At 67.9% G+C, this 18,875-nt stretch carries 18 protein-coding genes and 1 tRNA gene; 8 read left to right on the top strand and 11 right to left on the bottom strand.

Going from position 1 to position 18,875, the window contains the following annotated elements; translation table 11 throughout:
* Positions 1 to 107 precede the first annotated feature (107 nt).
* The 3 genes from ABGB01_RS44025 to ABGB01_RS44015 all read right to left on the bottom strand — a co-directional run bounded on the left by ABGB01_RS44025 (position 108) and on the right by ABGB01_RS44015 (position 2,949).
* Positions 108 to 494, bottom strand: a complete 387-nt coding sequence (locus ABGB01_RS44025) for a histone-like nucleoid-structuring protein Lsr2 (protein WP_347780133.1) — start codon at positions 492 to 494, stop codon at positions 108 to 110.
* A gap of 492 nt (positions 495 to 986) precedes the next feature.
* Positions 987 to 2,468 carry an RICIN domain-containing protein gene (locus ABGB01_RS44020; RefSeq protein ID WP_347780131.1) on the bottom strand — a complete coding sequence of 494 codons (1,482 nt, stop codon included), beginning with the start codon at positions 2,466 to 2,468 and terminating at the stop codon, positions 987 to 989.
* A 46-nt stretch (positions 2,469 to 2,514) separates the two neighbouring features.
* Positions 2,515 to 2,949, bottom strand: coding sequence for an RICIN domain-containing protein (locus ABGB01_RS44015; RefSeq protein WP_347780130.1), 435 nt, complete (start codon positions 2,947 to 2,949; stop codon positions 2,515 to 2,517).
* Between the two features lie 287 nt (positions 2,950 to 3,236).
* Here ABGB01_RS44015 and ABGB01_RS44010 point away from each other — a divergent pair, with 287 nt between their 5' ends.
* Positions 3,237 to 4,547 (top strand): RICIN domain-containing protein, encoded by a 1,311-nt coding sequence (locus ABGB01_RS44010; protein WP_347780128.1) that lies wholly within the window; start codon positions 3,237 to 3,239, stop codon positions 4,545 to 4,547.
* Positions 4,548 to 4,919: 372 nt separating this feature from the next.
* Complete coding sequence (locus tag ABGB01_RS44005) at positions 4,920 to 5,318, top strand: hypothetical protein (protein WP_347780127.1); 399 nt, start codon at positions 4,920 to 4,922, stop codon at positions 5,316 to 5,318.
* 15 nt (positions 5,319 to 5,333) lie between these two features.
* Here the strand turns inward: ABGB01_RS44005 and ABGB01_RS44000 are convergent, their stop codons facing one another.
* Together ABGB01_RS44000 and ABGB01_RS43995 are read right to left on the bottom strand one after the other, a co-directional pair.
* Positions 5,334 to 6,494 carry a serine hydrolase domain-containing protein gene (locus ABGB01_RS44000; protein ID WP_347780126.1) on the bottom strand — a complete coding sequence of 387 codons (1,161 nt, stop codon included), beginning with the start codon at positions 6,492 to 6,494 and terminating at the stop codon, positions 5,334 to 5,336.
* Positions 6,491 to 8,005, bottom strand: a complete 1,515-nt coding sequence (locus tag ABGB01_RS43995; protein WP_347780125.1) for an alpha/beta fold hydrolase — start codon at positions 8,003 to 8,005, stop codon at positions 6,491 to 6,493. Before ABGB01_RS43995 ends, ABGB01_RS44000 begins: the two co-directional genes overlap by 4 nt.
* An 88-nt stretch (positions 8,006 to 8,093) precedes the next feature.
* Here ABGB01_RS43995 and ABGB01_RS43990 point away from each other — a divergent pair, with 88 nt between their 5' ends.
* Together ABGB01_RS43990 and ABGB01_RS43985 are read left to right on the top strand one after the other, a co-directional pair.
* Positions 8,094 to 8,753 (top strand): response regulator transcription factor, encoded by a 660-nt coding sequence (locus tag ABGB01_RS43990; RefSeq protein ID WP_347780123.1) that lies wholly within the window; start codon positions 8,094 to 8,096, stop codon positions 8,751 to 8,753.
* 46 nt (positions 8,754 to 8,799) lie between these two features.
* Complete coding sequence (locus ABGB01_RS43985) at positions 8,800 to 9,903, top strand: histidine kinase (RefSeq protein ID WP_347780121.1); 1,104 nt, start codon at positions 8,800 to 8,802, stop codon at positions 9,901 to 9,903.
* A 129-nt stretch (positions 9,904 to 10,032) separates the two neighbouring features.
* On the opposite strand, the gene ABGB01_RS43980 is transcribed toward ABGB01_RS43985, so the two are convergent.
* From ABGB01_RS43980 to ABGB01_RS43970, 3 genes are all read right to left on the bottom strand, one after another.
* Positions 10,033 to 10,329, bottom strand: coding sequence for a hypothetical protein (locus ABGB01_RS43980; protein WP_347780119.1), 297 nt, complete (start codon positions 10,327 to 10,329; stop codon positions 10,033 to 10,035).
* Between the two features lie 81 nt (positions 10,330 to 10,410).
* On the bottom strand, positions 10,411 to 11,526 hold the full coding sequence (locus ABGB01_RS43975; RefSeq protein WP_347780117.1) for a hypothetical protein: 1,116 nt from the start codon (positions 11,524 to 11,526) through the stop codon (positions 10,411 to 10,413).
* A complete protein-coding gene (locus ABGB01_RS43970; protein ID WP_347780115.1) occupies positions 11,523 to 11,933 on the bottom strand; it encodes a GntR family transcriptional regulator in 411 nt (136 codons plus the stop codon). The genes ABGB01_RS43975 and ABGB01_RS43970 overlap by 4 nt, the downstream gene beginning before the upstream one ends.
* Before the next feature lie 106 nt (positions 11,934 to 12,039).
* On the opposite strand from ABGB01_RS43970, the gene ABGB01_RS43965 reads away from it, so the two are divergent.
* From ABGB01_RS43965 to ABGB01_RS43955, 3 genes are read left to right on the top strand one after another with little or no spacing between them, the layout of a single operon-like run.
* Positions 12,040 to 12,411, top strand: coding sequence for a hypothetical protein (locus ABGB01_RS43965; RefSeq protein WP_347780113.1), 372 nt, complete (start codon positions 12,040 to 12,042; stop codon positions 12,409 to 12,411).
* Positions 12,412 to 12,442: 31 nt separating this feature from the next.
* On the top strand, positions 12,443 to 14,296 hold the full coding sequence (locus ABGB01_RS43960) for an alpha/beta fold hydrolase (RefSeq protein ID WP_347780112.1): 1,854 nt from the start codon (positions 12,443 to 12,445) through the stop codon (positions 14,294 to 14,296).
* A 25-nt stretch (positions 14,297 to 14,321) separates the two neighbouring features.
* The gene (locus tag ABGB01_RS43955; protein ID WP_347780110.1) at positions 14,322 to 14,582 is read left to right on the top strand and encodes a hypothetical protein; all 261 of its coding nucleotides are present in this window, start codon (positions 14,322 to 14,324) and stop codon (positions 14,580 to 14,582) included.
* Between the two features lie 1,353 nt (positions 14,583 to 15,935).
* Here the strand turns inward: ABGB01_RS43955 and ABGB01_RS43950 are convergent.
* Positions 15,936 to 16,011, bottom strand: a tRNA-Lys gene (locus ABGB01_RS43950).
* A 49-nt stretch (positions 16,012 to 16,060) separates the two neighbouring features.
* Entirely contained in the window at positions 16,061 to 17,215 is a 1,155-nt protein-coding gene (locus ABGB01_RS43945; protein WP_347780108.1) for an acyl-CoA dehydrogenase family protein, read from the bottom strand.
* Positions 17,216 to 17,308: 93 nt separating this feature from the next.
* Here ABGB01_RS43945 and ABGB01_RS43940 point away from each other — a divergent pair, with 93 nt between their 5' ends.
* On the top strand, positions 17,309 to 17,602 hold the full coding sequence (locus ABGB01_RS43940) for a PspC domain-containing protein (RefSeq protein ID WP_347619537.1): 294 nt from the start codon (positions 17,309 to 17,311) through the stop codon (positions 17,600 to 17,602).
* Here ABGB01_RS43940 and ABGB01_RS43935 read toward each other — a convergent pair whose 3' ends face one another.
* Positions 17,603 to 18,868, bottom strand: coding sequence for an MFS transporter (locus ABGB01_RS43935; protein WP_347780107.1), 1,266 nt, complete (start codon positions 18,866 to 18,868; stop codon positions 17,603 to 17,605).
* Between the last annotated feature and the right edge of the window lie 7 nt (positions 18,869 to 18,875).

Below are 18,875 nucleotides of genomic sequence, written 5' to 3'. Positions count from 1 at the left end.
ACAGGCCGCGACCCCGCGCGCGGCGGCTTCGCCATGTTCAAAAACGCGCCCTCACCTGCGAATCCGACCATCGTCGAGGAATTAGACCGCAAAATGATCAGGTCGAATCACGTCGTGGATCCAGGCTCAGGCGCGGGGCCGGCGGCGGCATGCCAGGCTTTCCAGATCTCAGGGCGGAGTCTGCCGCGGTCGGCGACCGGGAGTCCTTGTTCACGTGCCCACGCGCGCACCTGCGATGTGGTCGGCTGCTGGTCGCTTGGCCGTGCGATCTTTGCTGGCGTCCTTGGCGGGAAAGGACGTGGGAGAGCGTCGGTGGTCGGTGGGCGCTTATCCGAGTCGGATGTTGTGGTGGTGAAGCCGAGGCGGGTGAGGGTGCGGCGTCGCTTGCCGTACATGCGCTCCAACTGCGGAACCTGTGCGTCCAGATAGTCATGCACCTCGACGTCGTGCTTGGCGGCGGCTTCTCGCATGATCCGGCCGACGTGCTGGATCACCTTCCCTTTTATTAAAAGTCGCAGTTCTCAATGCCGCCCACTATCGAATCGGGTCTCATTGTATCGCGCTGTCACGTATTGTCCGTTCTTGAAATGTCCAAGAATGCCGCCTGGTGTTATGCCGTATCAGGTGCCGACGACATCCAACGAGCAACCATGGCGCGGATAACACCCCTTGACCAGTCCCATTTTATGTCCGATTGACGATCTGTCACCCCGGATGGTCTGTGGTCCGGGAGGGTTTGACGCGGTTCCCAATGGACCTGTGATGATCGTTCGGAAATAAGTGAATCCGCGATGGGGCCGCCGCGGACAGCTCGACGACCACGTCACGGCGCCTGGCCGGCAGATTGGCCAGGCGCCGCTGGTATCGTCGACCGCTTGCTCGTTTCCCGATCCGTCCGGCTCCCGGGCACCGAGCACACAGCACGCGCTCGGCACCGGAGGCGGTGACGGCCGTACCGCGGATCCGCGGTCATGTCGAGACGACCGTTAGATGGCCGTGCGCGACCATTGCTGGTTGGTGCCGGTGTTGCACGGATACTGCTTGAGGATCACGCCGTCGGCGGTCGAGGCGGCCGGTACGTCCACGCATTTGCCGCTGTGCCGTGCCCGGAGCTGGAAGTAGCCGCCGTTGGCGACCATCTGGAACTGCTGGTTAGTGCCGCTGCCACAGGTGTACTGGATGAGCTCGGCACCGTCGGCGGTTGAAGCGCTCACCACATCGAGGCACTTTCCGCTGTGCTGGCTGACGATGCGCCAGTAGCCGCTGCCGGCGTCCTGGAACTGCCACTGCTGCCAGGCGTTGCCGTTGTAGGTGTACTGGCCGACACGCGCACCGTTGTCGGTGTTCGGTTGCTGGACGTCCATGGCCTTGCCGCTGTGGCGCACGTTGATCCGGTAGGTGGAGTCGCCGCCGATGGTGTCGCCCCAGGCATATCGGATCCGGTCAGCGCCGGAGGTGTTGCGGACGGTCAAGTTGAGATTGGTGCCGCTGCCGCTCAGGGCGTACATCGAGTACCAGTCGTAGCCGATGTTGCCCGGCTTGCCGCCGAGGGCGGGCCAGTAGGTGCCGCCCATGTGGTTGTCACGCATGACCTGGGCCATGGCGCGGATGTGGCGCACGAAGTTGTCGGTGCTGTTCGCGTCGCCGTAGTTGAGGCCGGTCGACATCGGCGCGCCGAACTCGGTGGCGACCGCGCGGGAGGCGCAGTTGCCCAGACGCGTCTGAATGTGGCTTCGGAAGGCGTCGTAGGTCATCGCGCTGTAGAAGAAGGCGTAGTGGTGGAAGGACAGCAGCGTCGAGTTGAAGCGGCTGTCGTTGCAGATGTCCCGCAAGTCCTGGCTGTAGCCGGTGCCGCCGATGAGCACCCGGTTCGCGGGAGCCGAGTAGTGGTAGTCCAGCCAGTTGGCGGCGATGTTGCGCCATTCGGCCGAGCTATAGCCGTGCGGCTCGTTCATCGGCTCGAAGTAGACGTTGCTGTTGGAGCCGTACGTGTTGGTCACGCTGGACCACATCGAGTTCCACGCCGCCAGGTTGGTGATACGGCCGCCGGAGGCGGCGCCGTCCTCCCAGTAGGCGAGGATGACCTTCCAGCCGCGGGCCGTGGCGGCGTCGATGGCTCCGCGGTAGGCGTTCCACCACGTGGTGTTGGCCACCGTGTGCGTGTTGATGGGCAGCCGGACGGTGTTGATCCCCATGGTGGAGGCCATGTCGTCGTAGAGGGCGTTGGCCTTGGCGCGTACTGTCGCGTTGCTGTCGGACTGGCTCAGGCCCTGCACGACAAGCGTGCCGGTGCTGAAGTTGTCACCCAGCACGGCCCAGTTCATGCCCCGGAATTGGCTGGTGGCGGCATTGGCCGGCGGCGTGGAGACCACGAGGCTCGCCGCCGCGGCGAGCGCGGCCGCCACCAGGGCGACCAGCAACCGGCGTAACGAACGGGTGCTCCGCGATGGTCCTGATGTCAGAGTCATGAATGTCCAATCACTAGACGGATCCGCGGTCATGTCGAGGCGACCGTTAGATGGCCTTCCGCGACCATTGCTGGTTGGTGCCGGTGTTGCACGGATACTGCTTGAGGATCACGCCGTCGGCGGTCGAGGCGGCCGGTACGTCCACGCATTTGCCGCTGTGCCGTGCCCGGAGCTGGAAGTAGCCGCTGCCGGCGTCCTGGAACTGCCACTGCTGCCAGGCGTTGCCGTTGTAGGTGTACTGGCCGACACGCGCACCGTTGTCGGTGTTCGGTTGTTGAACGTCCATGGCCTTGCCACTGTGACGCACGTTGATCCGGTAGACCGTCGGGGACGAAGCGTTGGAGTCGCCGGAGGGACATTCGATCGTGGTCCCGGTCCTGACCGGCACGCCGAGGTTGGGCGACCCGTCCGAGTTGAAGCTGATCTTCTGAGCCCGCGTGGTGCGCGTGGTGCCGCAGCGCTGGCCGGCCCGCCGCGGCAAGGCTGAGCAGCCGCCGCGCCGTTGCCAGGCTCTTTCGTAAGAACATCGGGGTTCCTTTTCGGGGGAACTGCGCGGTCTTCGCAGGGAATTGTTAGCGCTAACATTTCACAGCACAAAAAGCCGAGTCGTGCATGAGTGTTATTGCCTTCATCGCCCGCGTCAAGAAGTGGTAATCCAGGAATCGTCATGTTAACGTTCGCGCAAATTTGTGAACCCCGTCACCCGGTAACCCTCTGCGACAGAGCCTGCACCATCCGTCCCGCGCTTCACCGCCCAGGAGGCCATCCGTGAACAGACAGCCGAAGGTCAGACGCTGGCTGGCCGAATTAAGTCTCGTGGCGCTCGCTGCCGCCGGCACCGCGGTGGCCGTCGCACCACCCGCACAGGCCGCCCCCGGCTACGTCTACACCACGTTCAAGGGAGACGCCGCCGCCGACCAGGAGCTCTGGGTCTACTCATCGAGCAACGGCACGAACTTCAGCGTGCTGGCCGACACCGACTACCGCGGCCCGACCGGCGTACTGCGCGACCCCAGCATCATCCAGCACAACGGGCTCTACTACATCGCCCACACCGTCCAGTCCTGGACCACGAACTCCACCCACTTCAACATCGCCTCCAGCCCCGACCTGATCAACTGGACGCACGTCACCAGCGTCAACTCCGGCGTCGCCAACACCCGATTCACCTGGGCCCCCGAGTTCTACGTCGAGGGCAGCACCGTGGGGCTCATCGTGAGCATCGCCCAGACGACCTGCTCCAACTGTTTCCGGCCCTACATCTTCACCGCCCAGAACAGTGCGCTGACCTCCTGGAGCGGGCCAGTACAGATGGGCGGCCTCGGCTACAACTACATCGACACCTACGTGGTGAAGTCAGGCAGCACCTACCACGCCTTCACCAAGAACGAAACCTCCAAGTACATCGAGCACTGGACCAGCACGAGCCTCACCAGCGGCTGGAGCAACCAGGGCCAGCTGTGGAGCTCGGGCTACGAGGGGCCCGCCGTGCTGCGGATGAGTGACGGCTCCTGGCGCATCTGGATCGACAAGTACACCAACGGCGGCATCTGGACGGCCACCAGCTCCAACCTGAACTCTTGGTCTGGCCTCAGCCAGATCACCTGCCCCGGCTGCCGCCACGGAACGATCCTGCCGGTAGCCGATGTGCCCAGCTCGGCGCCGGTCTACCGGATCAACGTGCGTCACAGTGGCAAGGCCATGGACGTCCAGCAACCGAACACCGACAACGGTGCGCGTGTCGGCCAGTACACCTACAACGGCAACGCCTGGCAGCAGTGGCAGTTCCAGGACGCCGGCAGCGGCTACTGGCGCATCGTCAGCCAGCACAGCGGAAAGTGCCTCGATGTGGTGAGCGCTTCAACCGCCGACGGTGCCGAGCTCATCCAGTACACCTGTGGCAGCGGCACTAACCAGCAGTTCCAGATGGTCACCAACGGCGGCTACTTCCAACTCCGGGCACGGCACAGCGGCAAATGCGTGGACGTACCGGCCGCCTCGACCGCCGACGGCGTGATCCTCAAGCAGTATCCGTGCAACACCGGCACCAACCAGCAATGGAGCCGCACCCAGGTCTGAGCCCTGACCGGCAAGCCGAGCGCCCGGAACGGTCTCCCGCCCGGGAGTTCGACCGCTGATATTCGCTGTCGATGACGCGGTTGAATCGCCTCGCTCTGCGTGTGTCCGCGCTGGCGAGACGCAATTCGCGGATATCCGTGGGAGGTGCTCTGGGCGCCGAATGGCTGGTCCGGGTCACCTGGGATCATGTTTTGAGGGGCTCCGAATTTTCCGGACTCGACCCATATGAAACTATATCGCGCCGCGAGTTGGTTATCGAACCATTCCTCTAGCACTTCCGATGGCGGACGATATCCCAACCCGGAGCGAAGTCTCCGCCGGTTGTAGAACCCCTCGATAAACTTGATTAGCTCACGCTGCGCCAAGGAGAAGATGTTCGACGCGGTCGTCAGGGCCAAGGTCGACGAGATCTGCCATGCCGCCACCATCGACCCCCGCACGCTGCCCGAGTCGGTCGGCGTACTGTTCGACTGGTACCACGAGCATCCCGAGCTGATCCGGCTGCTGCTGTGGGAGACGCTGGAGTCGGGAGACGGCCCGGTCGAGGCGAACAGGCCCGCGGCGAGCAGTACCAAGGGCATGTGGACGGCATGGTGGCCACGGGGATGGGCGACGCGCCGACGGCCCAGGACTGGCTGTTCACCATTCTGGGGCTGGTGGCCTGAAACTTCGCGGTCCCGCAGCTACGCCGGCTCGTCCTGGACGAGCCCGATGCGGATCGGGCCATCGCCCGCCACCGCGCCGTGGTCGTGGACCTGGCCCGCGTGGTAGCCGAGCGAGCTGTGATCAGCCCGGTCGGCACAGTGAACGGTCGACCAACCGCACGGCCGCCCGATCCTGATCCTCCTGCTTGTCGTCGAAGCGCAGAGTGAAGACGGCTGCCACAGCGCTACGGGCGCCGTCACCGGTAACCCCGCTCTCCGACACCACTCCCAGGCTGGTGCCACCGTGGAACCAGATCCCGCCGTCACACCCCTCTGCGGGCCGCCATCCGATCCCCAGTCCGTACCGTGTACCGGGTGCGACGATCCAGCCCTTGGCCTCGACGGTCCGTTTCATCTCGGCCATTTCCGCAGGACCCAGCAGTCGCCCGCCGAGCAGGGCGCGCAGAAAGGTAGCCAGGTCCTGGGGGGTGCTGACGATCCCGCCGTCGGCCCCGCTGTTGGCGGCGAAGATCGAGGTGTCGGTCGGCCGGGTGCTCCCGGGCAGCCATGAGTAGGGCGTCGCGGTGGGCTGGGGAACGTAGGCGGATGTTCCCGGTGTGAAAGTGTGTCGCAGCCGGAGGGGTTGGATGACGCGTTCGTGGATCTCCTGAACCCAGGGCCGCCCGGTCACCTTCTCGATGATCAGGCCGACCAGCAGGTAGTTGGTGTTGGAGTATCCCCAGCGCGTCTCCTCCGCGGGATTCTTCGCGTTGGGCAGCCATCCGGGCGGCTTGCGTAGTCCCAGGTCCACCAACTGCAGGGGGGTGAAGGAGGTGAAGCGGTGCTTGCGGTAGCCGTTCGATGTGAGGTTCTGGACGAGGGGAAGCTCGGCCAGGTAATCGTTCAGGCCGCTGGTCTGCCGAAGGAGATTCTTGACGGTGATCCGCCTGCCGTCGTTTCCATGCCCTTTGACCAGGCCGGGCAGCCATTTCTCGACCGAGTCGCCGAGCCGGAGCCTGCCCTCGCCGACGAGTTGGAGGGCGACAGTGGCGGTGAAGGTCTTGGTGTCGCTGCCAATCCGGTAGTAGGCGTTCCACGGAACCGGCCGCCGGCTGTCCAGGTCGGCTACGCCGTACCTGGCCCGCTCGTGACCGTCCTGGGTCTGCGTCTCGGCCAGCACACCGCTGGCGCCCGTCGCCACGATGGCCCTGACGTCCTGTTTCAGGGTGTCGCTCGCGGTTGGTACGGCTCCCGCCACGAGGAGGGAGGTCACGACGACGGCAGCCGGCAGGTGGCCGATCATCCTTGCCTCTTCTGGCGTGCGCAGTCGAGGTCGGCGTGGGGTAGTGGTGCGCCGTTCAGGTAGTCGTTGACGATCTTCTCCGCGCAGCGGCTGGGGGTGTAGCCGTCGGCACGACGGGTGTAGACGCCGTGCGCCCGCAGGTCCACCGTGACCAGGCGGGAGCCCTCCAGCTTGCGGTGCAGCGCCATGCCCCCGGTATAGATCGTGTTGATGTCGCGCCGGGCCTGGAGCATCAGCACCGGCACCTTGTTGCCGATCCCGGTACCCGGCTCGCGTGGTGTGACCGGCCAGAAGGCGCAGGGGGTGATGGTGCCCGCCAGCGCCCCGAAAAGGGGCTGGGTGGCGCGGACGCGCTGGGTGTCACGCCAGTAGCGTTCTGTCTCGCGGGGCCAGCCGCCGGCGGGCCATCCGCCGTCTCCGCACAGGACGGCCAGCTGCCCGGCCATCCACCGATCGACCACGGGCCCCTTCATCGCGAACCTCTCCAGCAGCCCGGCGAGCGCGGGATCGGGGGTGACCTTCTCGCCCGCGGCGGCCTTGACCAGATCGCGTACCGACCTGGCCAGGGCGGCGTTGTCATCCTGCTGTTGCAGGAGCTGTGACAGCAGGAACGGCAGCTGGTAGCCGTCGACGGTGCTCGCGCCGACGCGGACGGGTTCACGGGTGACGCGGGCGAGCAGCCGGGTCACCGTCGCGCGTACCTGCGCGCTGGTGCGGCCCAGGTGATAGCGGGCCGAGCGCCGCGCGGCCCACGCTGCCCACTCGTCGAAGCCCGCCTCGCTGGGCGCGCCGGTGCGCTGGAACAGCTCGTACTGTGTGGCGGCCGGGTCGGTCGAGCTGTCGAGGACCATGCGGCCGACCCGGCGCGGGAAGAGCTGGGTGTAGACGGCGCCGAGGTCGGCTCCATATGAGACGCCGTAGTAGGACAGGACAGGTTCGCCGAGCGCGGCCCTGATCATGTCCATGTCACGGGCGACGTTGCGGGTGGAGGCGTGGGGCAGCAGCCGGGCGTTGTCGCCGTGGGAGCCGCACTGCCCTGCGATGCCGCGGGTGATCCGGACCATCTCCTCGAATCCGGCGCGCTCGTACCCGGGCGAACGCTGCCACACTCGACCGGGCCCGCAGGTGATGGGCGTGCTATCGCCGATGAAGCGCGGGTCAAACCCGATCAGGTCGTAGCCGGCCGCCACCTTCCTCATGGTCTGGCTCAGGCTCAGTGTGAACCCCAGCCCGGACCCGCCGGGTCCACCGGGGTTGGCCAGCAGGATGCCCTTCTTGTGGGCGGCGTCCGTGGCCCGCACCCGCGAGATCGAGATCTTGATGGTGCGGCCGGCGGGATCGGCGTAGTCGAGCGGTACGGTGACTTTCGCGCACTCGGCGCCGGCCTTGACGAGGGCCTCCTGCTCGGGTGGGCATGGACTCCACGCCAGAGGCCGGTGGGGCGGCGTCGAGGCCCCGGCCGGGCCCATCGACGCCATCAGGACGCACGCCAGCATCGTTCGGATCAGCATGGATCCTACGATCATGGCGCACCCCGGGTCGCCACATCTGCCATTCGGGAGATATCCGGAATGCGACTTCGTGGCAGAGTGAACACCTGTGAAAACCCGCCTGTTGATCGCCGACGACCAGGACATGGTTCGCAGGGGCATGCGCCGCATCCTGGAGAACCAAACGGACATGGAAGTGGTCGGCGAGGCGGCCGACGGCGTCACCGCGGTCGACCTGGCACGCACGCTCCGCCCCGACGTGGCGCTCGTCGACATCCGCATGCCCCGGATGAACGGGCTGGAGGTCACCCGGCTGCTCGCCCCCACCTCCACCCGGATCGTCGTGGTGACGACCTTCGACCTCGACGAGTACGTCTACCCGGCGTTGCGCCACGGAGCATCCGGCTTCCTGCTCAAGCGATCGGGCCCCACTTTGCTGGTGGAGGCGGTCAGAGCGGCCGTAGCCGGCGACAGCCTCATCAGTCCTTCCATCACGGTCCGGTTGTTGAGGCACCTGACGCCCGCCGCCGCCCGGCCTTCCGCCGAGCCCTTGACCAGGAGGGAGATGGAGATCGCCGGATGGGTGGCGGCCGGCCGGACCAATGCCGACATCGCCGCCGAATTGTTCATCTCGCCAGGCACGGTCAAGACTCACATGGCCAGCATCCAGCGGAAGCTGGGCGTGCGTAATCGGGTCGGCATCGCCGTACGGGCCTGGGAGATGGGCTTCGCGCACGGACAAGAGGTAGCCCGTGATCCCTATGCGTAGGCTACGCGTGACGGCGGCTGGCGTCGCCGTCGCGATGGTGGCTCCGATGGTCCTCGTGTCGCCGGATGTGCTCGTGATCGCGTTCTCGGCTGCGGCCGTCGTAGCTGCCGCCCTCCTGTCGTTGCCCGCCGGGCGGGTGCCGCTCCCGGGGGTGGTCGCCGCCGTATCGGTGCTCTCGATACTCGCCGGTCTTCTCTACCGGGGGCCGCCCGACTCCGTGGGGGTGTGGGGGATCGCCGAGTTGGCGGGCCTGGCCGTGTTCGCGGGTCGGGCAGCGCGGTGGCTGCCCACCCGGCAGATGGTCCTGTCCGAGGCGGTGATCGCGGTCGCAGTGGCGGGGCTGTCGCTGCGGGCCACGCTCCGGATCGCCACACCGAACTGGCAGGAGTCGCTCACCGGGGCGCTGGTGTACGCCTTCCCCCTGGCCTGCGCGATCGGCGTCGGACTCTACCTTCGGTCGTTGGACGAGCGAAGGGTCGCCGCCGTGGTGCGGGCGCGCCGCACCCAACGGCTCGATGTGGCGCGCGACCTGCATGACTTCGTCGCCCACGAGGTAACCGGCATCGTGCTGGAAGCGCAGGCAGCGCAACTCGGTGACCACAACCCTGACCACGCGAGGGATCTGTATCGCCGCATCGAGGAGTCCGGGCTGCGGGCCCTGACGTCGATGGACCACACGCTGCGCATGCTGCGCGAGCCCGGGGAACGCGAGCAGGAACCGCGGCCGACCAGGTTGTACGGCCTGCATGATCTACCCGATCTCCTCGACCGGTTCACAGCCACCGGGCCGGCCCGCGCCGAGCTGTGCCTGGACCACGGTCTGGACGCGACGCTCTCCCGTGAGGCCGGCACCACGATCTACCACGTGGTCCTGGAGGCCCTGACCAACGTCCGCCGCCACGCCCGCACAGCCACCCGGGTCACCGTCTCCGTCAGGGCCACGCCCGGCCCCAAGGCGGCGGTGTCGATCATTGATAACGGCCGTGGGAGTGGTATCACGAGACGCGGCCGGCGCGCCGGTGGAACGGGGCTGGCCGCTCTGAGCGAGCGTGTGGAGGCTGTGGGCGGCGCCTTCACCGCCGGGCCTGAGGAGGACGGATGGCGAGTGGGCTGCATACTGCCGGTCGAGGTGAGCGCGCGGGAGCCGTAGGTGCGTAGCCACGCGGAGTCTTGCTGGCCTTGGCGGTTGCTTGCTTGGAGTTCGTGCAGATCGCGGGGGAGGAAGGTCACCGAGCGGCCCTCTGCGGAGCGGGTGCAGCGAGACCGATCGGCGCACGGGTCACACAGCCTGCGGTCGAACGTCACTACCAGGTAGGGGGCCTGGGCGGGAGGCTCGATCCCGTCTCCGCTGGTCTTGCCGGTGGGGGCAGGTGACCTGCCGTCGGTCGCGGTCGATGGTGAAGGCGTCCCGGGAGAATCCGGGTTGGGTGCGGTGCTGCCAGGAGTTGTTGAGGCGCAGCGGGCCGATCAGGGTGATGGTGCGGCGGGCGGCCTGGTGCATGCCGACGACGGAGGTGTAACCGGAGTCGACCAGGTGCTCGGCGGGAAGGAGTTTCCGCTGCTCCAGCCGGTCCATCGCTTGGTGAACCGGTCCGGGTTTCGTGGCGGCCTCCATCAAACCCGGCGCGGTTCACCCAGAGTTCCCAGGGCGGTCGCCTCAACTGGTGGGTGGCAGGTCGATGACGCCGAGGAGTTGCAGCAGCGCGAGTGAGGCGAGGACGGTCAGGACGGTCCAGGCGACGGGGTTGCCGAGATTGAGCGTCCATCGGCCGCCGAGGCGCTGGTGGACGAGGATCGCGGGGTCGTGGCGGTTGATGTAGAGGGTGCCGGCCAGGTGCCAGTGCCGGTCGTCGTCGCGCTGCACGTAGCCGGAGCCGGATTCCCCGGACAGGGACGGGAGGCGGTGGCCCGCCTCGCCGACCCGGACGCCGAAGACCAGGAAGGCGGCCGCGATGGCGGCCATGGGCGCCCAGGTCGCCGCCGTTGTCAGCGGCGAGGGCGCCAGGACGTCCCACTGCTGCAGGGCCAGCAGGAGCAGGGTCAGGTCGGCGCAGGCCGCACCGGCCAGCAGCAGCGTGGCAATGCCGTGCAGGTAGACGCGGTAGCGCCGGGCCGAGGTCACCGGGTGCTCGGCATCGGTCTCGGGTCTTGCGCGGATGAGGGCGGCCACCAGCAGCGGGACGAGGACGGTGATCGCGGTCTGGGACAGCACGGGGGCGAAAGCGGTGGCGGGAGTGGTGGCGATGCGGTGCTGGGCATCGATGCCGAGCCCGCGCAGGGTGGCCAGGGTGTCGGGCAGGCTGCCGTATCGCGCGAACCCGATGGCGGCGGTGCCGGCCAGCAGGGCGAGTGAGGGAATCAGCAGCCGCCACGGTGGCCGTACCGGATGGGTGCGCCAGGTGGTGTCGGCGGTGACGGCCTGGCGGGTGCCGGCGTACCAGTCGCCGTGCCGTTTGGCGGCGCGGATCGCGCGGTGCGCGGCCGTGTAGAGCGCGACGTCGGCGGCGCCCAGGAGCACGGCGGTGGCCGTGAGTACGTCGGGGGTGCCGCGCAGGACGACGGCGGGAGCCGATGTGAGGGCGGCCAGTACGCCGAGGGTCATCACTGCGCGGGAGTAGCGGCGGCGTTGCGCGGTGACGGCCGGGTCGGCCGTGCGGCCGGCCGGCACCCGTACACCGAAGGGCAGTGTGGGACGGGCCAGCACCGGCAGCGTCCAGGCGGCGACGGTGAGCAGCGCCACCTGAGCGAGGCAGGTGAGGACGAGCATGGTCATACGGATGGTTCCTTCGTGGTCCGCTGGTCGTGGAACGAGGTCAGGACGCCGCCGCAGCGCTGGATCAGCTCCTCGCCGGGCACGCCGTGCACGGTGGCCTCGGCGAGGAGGGTACGCAGCCGCCCTTGCCAGTCGTCGGCGTAGCCGGGGGCCGGGGGCCCGGAGCCGGGGTCGCGGCGGACCACGGCTCCGCTCTTGCGGTTGATGCGGATGATCCCCTCTTGCCGCAGCAGGTCATAGGCCTTGTTCGCGGTGTGGAAGTTGATCGCCAGGTCGGCGGCCAACTGCCGGGTGGAGGGCAAAGCCGATCCCTCCGTCAGCTCCCCGTCGGCGATGGCCTCCACCACCCGATCGCGGATCTGCTGGTAAATCGGCACCTCGCTGTCGAGGTCGAGCGTCAGAAGCACACCAAAACTCTATCTGATATAGATGAGCTATAACAGATAGAGGAGGAGCGCATCGGCTCTTCCCTCCTGCCGGCGTGTGCCGGCGTGTACGAAAGGAAAGACAGCGATGGCCTCAGTGACCCTCCACCGTGATGTTCTGATCGTCCGATTCGCCTTTTGGGAGCGGCCGTTCGCCCTACGCGGCCGGCTGGCCGTCCCGTTGGCCGCCGTACGCGACATCGCCGACATCGCCGACGTCGAGCAACCGCTACGGAAGACCCGAGGAGTGCGCCGCGCCGGCGTGCTCGTCACCGGGCTCCTCAAGATCGGGTCCTGGGGATTGACATCCGGAGTACGGCAGTTCGTCTGTGTGCGGCGCGGCGTGCCCGCCCTGCGCGTCGTCCTCGACGCCGGCACGTCAACGCTCAGGTACGACGAACTGCTGATCAGCACCCCTGACGCTGCCGAGGTGGCCGATGCCGTCCTGCGCGCCCGGTGACAACCCGAACCCCCCAGAAAGGATCATTACCATGCGGTCAACTCCCGACCGGCAGGTCGCCGATGCGCGCGAGGGCCTCAGCGGCTTTCGCCGGCGTGAGCTGACGGTCTTCCTGCTCCTGGCCTTCGCGATTCCGTGGCTGCTGTGGCTGTTGCGGCTGCTCACCGGCGTCGACCTCGTCGCGGGCGGCGGCATGGTCGGTGCCGGTCTGGCCACGTTCGTGGTCGTGCGCTGGATCCGCCGGCCCGGGAACATCTTGCGCGAGACCGCGATGGCGCCGCTGCGCCCGAAGGGGCGGCTGGTGCGCTTCTGCGTGATCGGGCTGGCCGCACCGCTGGTGCTGGGGTTCCTGGCCGTGGCGATCGGCGCGCTGGCGGGGGTGTATCCGGTGGACCTGGCGGGGTTTTCCGGGCTGCGCGAGGTCTACGCGCCGGAGACGGCCGGGCAAGATGGCGTGCCTGTCGGTACGATCCTGTCCGCCCTGGCCGTCAACCTCGGCCTGTCGGTGGTGATGCTGCCGCTGTTCTTCTGCGAGGAATGGGCCTGGCGTGGCTTCCTGCTGCCCCGGCTGCGGCCGCTCGGGCTGTGGACCGCGCTGCTGCTGGGCGGCCTGATCTGGGGGCTGTGGCACCTGCCCGGATACGTCGGCACCGGCACCGGCCACCGGCTGATCCCCTTCCTGGTCACCGCCGTGCTGTTCAACGTGCTGCTCGGCTGGCTGCGCCTGGCCTCCGGGCTCATCTGGCCCGGCGTGATCGCCCACGCCGTCAACAACACGCTGATCACCGGCTTCGTCAACGTCCTGTTCGCTACCAGCGACCTCGAGGCGCTGAACAATCCCTGGACGATCGGGCTCAGCGGGTGGCCGGGCTGGCTGGTCATGCTCGCGGTCATCGCCGTCCTCGCGGGCAGCGGCGCGTTCCGCCGCGCGGCCTCGCGCGAGCCGGTGCCGGCCCGCCCGACAGGGCGCGCCGGCCGGCTGCGGCGCCTCCTGGCGGGCGTCCTCGGTGTCGTGCTGGTGGCCGGCTTGACCGGTGCGGCCGTGGAGCAGTCACTCGCGCCCACCGACCCGCAGCGCCATACAGCCCCCGGACGCCTGGTCGACCTGGGCACGCACCGAATCCATCTACGCTGCCTGGGCTCCCAGGGCCCGACGATCGTCTTCGCCTCCGGATGGGGCGACTCCGCCACGACCTGGGCGGATCTTCAAGACACGCTCGCCGCCTCCGGACGGCGCTCCTGCGCCTACGACCGTGCCGGCTACGCCTGGAGCAGCCGGCCGCCGAGCGATCAGGACGTCACCACGCACGCCGGCGACCTGGCCGCGGTGCTGTCCCGCGCGGGCGAACCCGGACCGTTCATGCTCGTCGGGCACTCATGGGGTGGGCACGTCGCGCGCCTGTTTCACGCCCGATGGCCCGATAGCGTCGCCGGCATGGTGCTGCTCGACCCCGCCGACGAACACAGCACGAACGATCTCGCCACCCCGGCCACGATCCAGGCCAAGGTGTGGTCCGCGGTGGCCGCCGTGGGCCTGCTGCGCACGGGCGACTGGATGGTCGACCCGCGCGAACCCCGGCTCACCCGCGACAACGTCCCCGTGGTGTTCGGCCCCGCCACCTGGGAGGCCGCCGCCGCGGAAATGCGCGCCTACGACACCAGCACCCGAGCCGTCCGCGAACTGCCCCGAACCGCAGGAGCATGGAACTCGCTGCCCCTGGTCGTCATCAGCGCCCGCGGCGACCAGCAGACCCTCACCCACCACCGGCAGATCGCGGCCCTGTCAACACACGGACGCCACATCGTCGCACCCGTCGCCGACCACTACCTGCACCTCGCCGAACCAGCGCTGGTCCTCCACCACATCCGCCACATCGGAGATTGACGGAGGTATCACTCTAGGTGTGGAAATGATCACCAAACGTAGACGGAAGTCTGCAACGATCATTCACCATCTCGGGGGAGAACACGATCATGTCCACCCACGGGGGAGAACCGCGCTGGCCGGGGTGGGGCAAGACCAGCACGATGACGCATCGGCGCTGCTGGGGGCGGCTGCTCATCATGGCGGGGAAAGATCCCCCCATCGTGACGGCGAGACGCCGTTGCGGGACCTGCTCGGTGATCAGGTGCTGGAGCGCTCGCTCGACGGGGCCGGCGGGCTGCGCTGACCGGCGAGGGTTCGATGCTGGGCGAGCTGGTCAAGGCGGTGCTGGAACGCGCGCTGGAGGCCGATTGCGCCGCAGGTACAACGGCGGCCAGCGCCTTGGCTCCATGCTGTTCGGCGACTTCTTTGAAAGCTGCATGGCCGAGCACGAGCGGACCGGGGACATCCGCAAGACCACACTCAGGAGCTACCGCTCGCACTACAAGGAGCACCTGGAAGAGGTTCTCGCCCACGTTCGCATGGACCGGTTGTGGGTGTCGGTCTTGCAGAAGGTGTTCACTCGTATCGATGAGAAGAACGATGCGATCTTGCGGGCGCGAGCGTCGGAGGACCCGGCGGTGCGGGCCGCGGTTCGAGGTAAGAGGATCACCGGTCCGACGACGAAGCAGCGGATCCGGGCCACGCTGAGCAGCGTGCTGAGTGACGCCGTGCGGCAGGAGATCATCGGCGTCAACAATGCCGGTGCCGTCAAGCTGGACAAGGTGAAGCGGCCCAGGGCTCTGGTGTGGACCAAGCTGCGGGTGGAGACGTTCAACGCCAGATTCTCTGAGCGCCTGGAGGCCGTGCGGAAGGAGAAGGGCGGCAGGAAGGTCAGCGCCGTACGAGTGTGGGAGAGCCTCGAGCTGCGGCCCTCGCCCGTGATGGTGTGGACGCCGATCCAGCTCGGTACCTTTCTCGATGTCGCCGTGCAGCACCGGTTGTACGCCTTGTTCCACCTCATCGCCTTCCGGGGGCTGCGGCGTGGTGAGGGGTGCGGTGCCCGGTGGGCGGATTTCGATGTCGAGGAGCGCACGCTGGCGGTGGCCAAGCAGCTGGTACAGGTCGGGTGGGAGTTCGAGGAGGGGGAGCCGAAGACCGAGGCGAGCGACGGTGTGATCGCGCTTGACACCGGTACGGTCTCTGTCCTGATGGAGCATCGTGTCCGGCAGAACACCGAACGTCTGGAGTGGGGTCCGGCGTGGACCGATATCGGGCGGATCTTCACGCACGAGGACGGCGCCGAGTTGCATCCGGCGTGGGTCAGTGAGCTGTTCGCGCAGCTGGCCTACCGGGCGGGGCTGCCACCGGTCCGGTTGCACGACCTACGGCATTGCGCGGCGACGCTGGCTTATGCGGCCGGGGCGGACACGAAGATGGTGTCGTCGATGTTGCGTCACAGTTCGACCAATCTGACCGAGAACACCTACACGACGGTGTTGCCGGAGCTGGCGCATGAGGCTGCCGAGGCGAGCGCGGCGATCGTGCCGCGGGCGGTGGTGTCCGGAACTGGCGGTCTCCCCTCGGTCTCCCAAGAGGGTTCGAGGAACCCCACCGGCGATGAAGGGGAAGCGAAAGCCCTGGTCAGAAGGGTGAAGAGTGGTAGGGCGCCCGGGGCTCGAACCCGGAACCTACGGATTAAAAGTCCGCAGCTCTGCCAATTGAGCTAACGCCCCCAGCTACAGCAAGGGTACAGAGATTACCGTCCTGTCCGCGACGCCTCCATCATCGGTAGGCGGCCAGCCCGGTCAGCGCTTCCCCCAGCACCAGGGTATGGATCTCCTGCGTCCCTTCGTACGTCAGCACACTCTCCAGGTTGTTCATGTGCCTGATCACAGGGTACTCCAGGGTGATCCCGTTCCCGCCCAGGATGGATCGGGCCTGGCGGGCGATGTCGAGGGCGGCGCGTACGTTGGCCAGCTTGCCGAAGCTGATCTGCCGGGGTTCGAGGCGGCCCGCGTCCTTCAGTTCGCCCAGGTGCAGGGCGGTGAGCTGGGCCTGGGCGGCGCCGACGTACATCCAGGCGAGTTTCTCCTGCGTCAGCTGGAACGCGCCGATCGGCTTGTCGAACTGGACGCGGGTCTTCGCGTAGTCGACGGCCGCTTCGAGGCAGGCGCGGGCGGCGCCGACGACGCCCCAGACGATGCCGTAGCGCGCTTCCGAGAGGCACGACAGCGGGCCCTTGAGGCCGGTGACTCCCGGCAGGGCGGCGGAGGCGGGCAGGCGGAGGTCGTCGAAGTAGAGGGAGGAGGTGACGGAGGCTCTCAGGGAGAGTTTCTTGTGGATCTCGGGGGCGGTGAAGCCGGGAGTGGAGGTGGGGACGACGAAGCCGCGGACGCCTTCGTCGGTCTGGGCCCAGACCACGGCGACGTCGGCGATCGAGCCGTTGGTGATCCACATCTTGGAGCCGTTGAGGATCCAGTCGGATCCGTCTTTCTTGGCGTACGTGCGCATGTTGGCGGGGTCGGAGCCGTGGTCCGGTTCGGTCAGGCCGAAGCAGCCGATCGCCTCGCCGGCGGCCATCCGGGGCAGCCACTCCTCTTTCTGCTCTTCCGAGCCGTATCGCCAGATCGGGAACATCGCCAGCGAACCCTGGACGGACACGAACGATCGGAGCCCGGAGTCGCCCGCTTCCAGCTCGCGGCAGGCCACGCCGTACGACACCGCGTCCGTGCCGGCGCAGCCGTAACCCTCCAGGTGCATGCCGAGCACGCCCAGCGAACCGAGCGCGGGCGCGAGCTCACGGGCCGGGAAGGCGGCCTCCTCGAACCAGTCGCCCACGTGAGGGAGGACGCGGTCGGACACGAAGGACTTCACCGTGTCGCGAATCAGCCGCTGATCTGCGTTGAGCCGGTCGTCCAGGCGCAGCAGGTCGTCCATCGCAGAGGTCCTCTCGTCGCGTAAGGGACTACCAGGGTTCTACCAGGGAGAATCCGGATGTGCTAACACCGGCCCCCAGGGCAGTCTTGAGGCATGAGCGATTACGACAACGTCAAGAAGCTGCGCAGGACTCACAAAGGCCGGATCGTCGCGGGTGTCTGCGCGGGCGTCGGCGAGTACGTCGGGATCGACGCCAACATGGTACGGATCGCGCTGGCGATCGCGACGCTGTTCGGCGGGCTGGGCGTCGGCGTGTACGTGATCGGCTGGCTCCTCATCCCCGACGAGCAGGCCGAGACCTCGATCGTCCAGGACCTGGTCAACAAGCAGCAGAGCCGGAGTACGCACACCGACTGGAACAGCGGCGAGCACAAGCCCCAGCCGTGATCATGACGGCGCGCGGGCCTTCCCACGAGACTCGGTCCAGACCATGGCGAGCACGGCGGCGCTGACCACCCCGGTCACCCCGGCCAGCGCGACCACCGGCTCAGGGCCGAGTCTCTCCGCCGCGAACCCGCCGACCAGAATCCCGATCCCCTGTACGGCCATCAACCCCGACTGGACGAGGCCGAACGCCTGCGCACGCCGTTCGGCCGGTACGTTCTGGACGAAAGCGGCGTTGGCCGCGAGCTGGTACGCCCCGCCGATCCCCGACAACACCCATGCCGCGAGCACCACGGCCAGCGGGGGGCGCAGCGCGGTCACGATCAGGGGTGCGCAGCTGAGCATGGCCATCCACCCCATGAGCCGCAGCCGCCGCGGCGGAGACACGAACCTGCTGAACAGGAACGCCCCCACGACGGTCCCGGCCGGCATGGCGGCCATCAGCAGCCCGGTGATCACCGGAATCGGCAGGGTTCCGGTGTGGAGCGTGGCCGCGTACGGCGCGGCGAGGCCCTCCGGCAGGATGTAGAAGCCGCACAACCAGGCGAACAGGACGATCGTCCGCAGTTTCTTCGACCCGAACACGAGCCGGGCTCCGGCCACGGTCATGGTCCACATGGACGGTTTGCCGCCCTCACCGTGGGCGGCGGGGCGGCGGTGCACGCCGGAGGCCAGGATCAACGCGGATCCGAGGAACGTCGCGGCGTCGAGGGCGAGCGCGCGGTAGGGGCCCATGGCCGCGATCACCGCTCCGCCGGCCGCGAAACCGAGCATCTGGACGGCCTGGTTCGTCATGTTCTGCAGGGCCGAGCCGATGACGTACATGTCGCCTTCGAGCACCTCGGGCAGCAGCGCCGCCCGCGCCGCCGAGAACGGCGCGCTGAGCAGCACCACGAGGAACACCAGTGCGCACAGCGCCCAGAACGGCATGCCGGGCACGGCCATCCCGGCCACCAGTGCGGCCCTGATCAGGTCGCAGGTCAGCATGACGCCTCTGCGCGCGAACCGGTCGGCCAGGCCTGCCAGCAGCGGCCCGCCCACGATCGAGGGCAGGTAGGTCAGCGCGTAGACGGCGGCGGTGGCCAGCGCCGATTGGGTGCGGTCATAGACGAGCACTGCGAGCGCGACCTGGGCGAGCTGGTCACCGAGGAGCGAAAGGCCCTGGCCGTACCAGAGTGCCCGGAATTCTTTGATCGCGATGACTTCGCGATAGGTGACTTGTCGTCCTTCGGCACGCCGATGTCGTCCTGGCAGTTGTCGCGCCCGCATGGCCCCC

The sequence above is a fragment of the Nonomuraea sp. B5E05 genome (genome assembly GCF_039880665.1).
Classification (GTDB): domain Bacteria; phylum Actinomycetota; class Actinomycetes; order Streptosporangiales; family Streptosporangiaceae; genus Nonomuraea.
The sequence above is the reverse complement of the archived record's forward strand: the minus strand, read 5'-3'. Positions and strand labels throughout refer to the sequence as shown.

Bases quoted from the DNA above. Each gene is read 5' to 3' on its own strand.
- ABGB01_RS43940 (WP_347619537.1), top strand. From the start codon at position 17,309: ATGAGCGATTACGACAACGTCAAGAAGCTGCGCAGGACTCACAAAGGC.
- ABGB01_RS43980 (WP_347780119.1), bottom strand. From the start codon at position 10,329: ATGGACCGGCTGGAGCAGCGGAAACTCCTTCCCGCCGAGCACCTGGTC.
- ABGB01_RS44020 (WP_347780131.1), bottom strand. From the start codon at position 2,468: ATGACTCTGACATCAGGACCATCGCGGAGCACCCGTTCGTTACGCCGG.
- ABGB01_RS43995 (WP_347780125.1), bottom strand. From the start codon at position 8,005: ATGCTGATCCGAACGATGCTGGCGTGCGTCCTGATGGCGTCGATGGGC.
- ABGB01_RS43935 (WP_347780107.1), bottom strand. From the start codon at position 18,868: ATGCGGGCGCGACAACTGCCAGGACGACATCGGCGTGCCGAAGGACGA.
- ABGB01_RS44000 (WP_347780126.1), bottom strand. From the start codon at position 6,494: ATGATCGGCCACCTGCCGGCTGCCGTCGTCGTGACCTCCCTCCTCGTG.
- ABGB01_RS43965 (WP_347780113.1), top strand. From the start codon at position 12,040: ATGGCCTCAGTGACCCTCCACCGTGATGTTCTGATCGTCCGATTCGCC.
- ABGB01_RS43985 (WP_347780121.1), top strand. From the start codon at position 8,800: ATGGTCCTCGTGTCGCCGGATGTGCTCGTGATCGCGTTCTCGGCTGCG.
- ABGB01_RS43945 (WP_347780108.1), bottom strand. From the start codon at position 17,215: ATGGACGACCTGCTGCGCCTGGACGACCGGCTCAACGCAGATCAGCGG.
- ABGB01_RS44005 (WP_347780127.1), top strand. From the start codon at position 4,920: ATGTTCGACGCGGTCGTCAGGGCCAAGGTCGACGAGATCTGCCATGCC.
- ABGB01_RS43960 (WP_347780112.1), top strand. From the start codon at position 12,443: ATGCGGTCAACTCCCGACCGGCAGGTCGCCGATGCGCGCGAGGGCCTC.
- ABGB01_RS43975 (WP_347780117.1), bottom strand. From the start codon at position 11,526: ATGACCATGCTCGTCCTCACCTGCCTCGCTCAGGTGGCGCTGCTCACC.
- ABGB01_RS43955 (WP_347780110.1), top strand. From the start codon at position 14,322: ATGATCACCAAACGTAGACGGAAGTCTGCAACGATCATTCACCATCTC.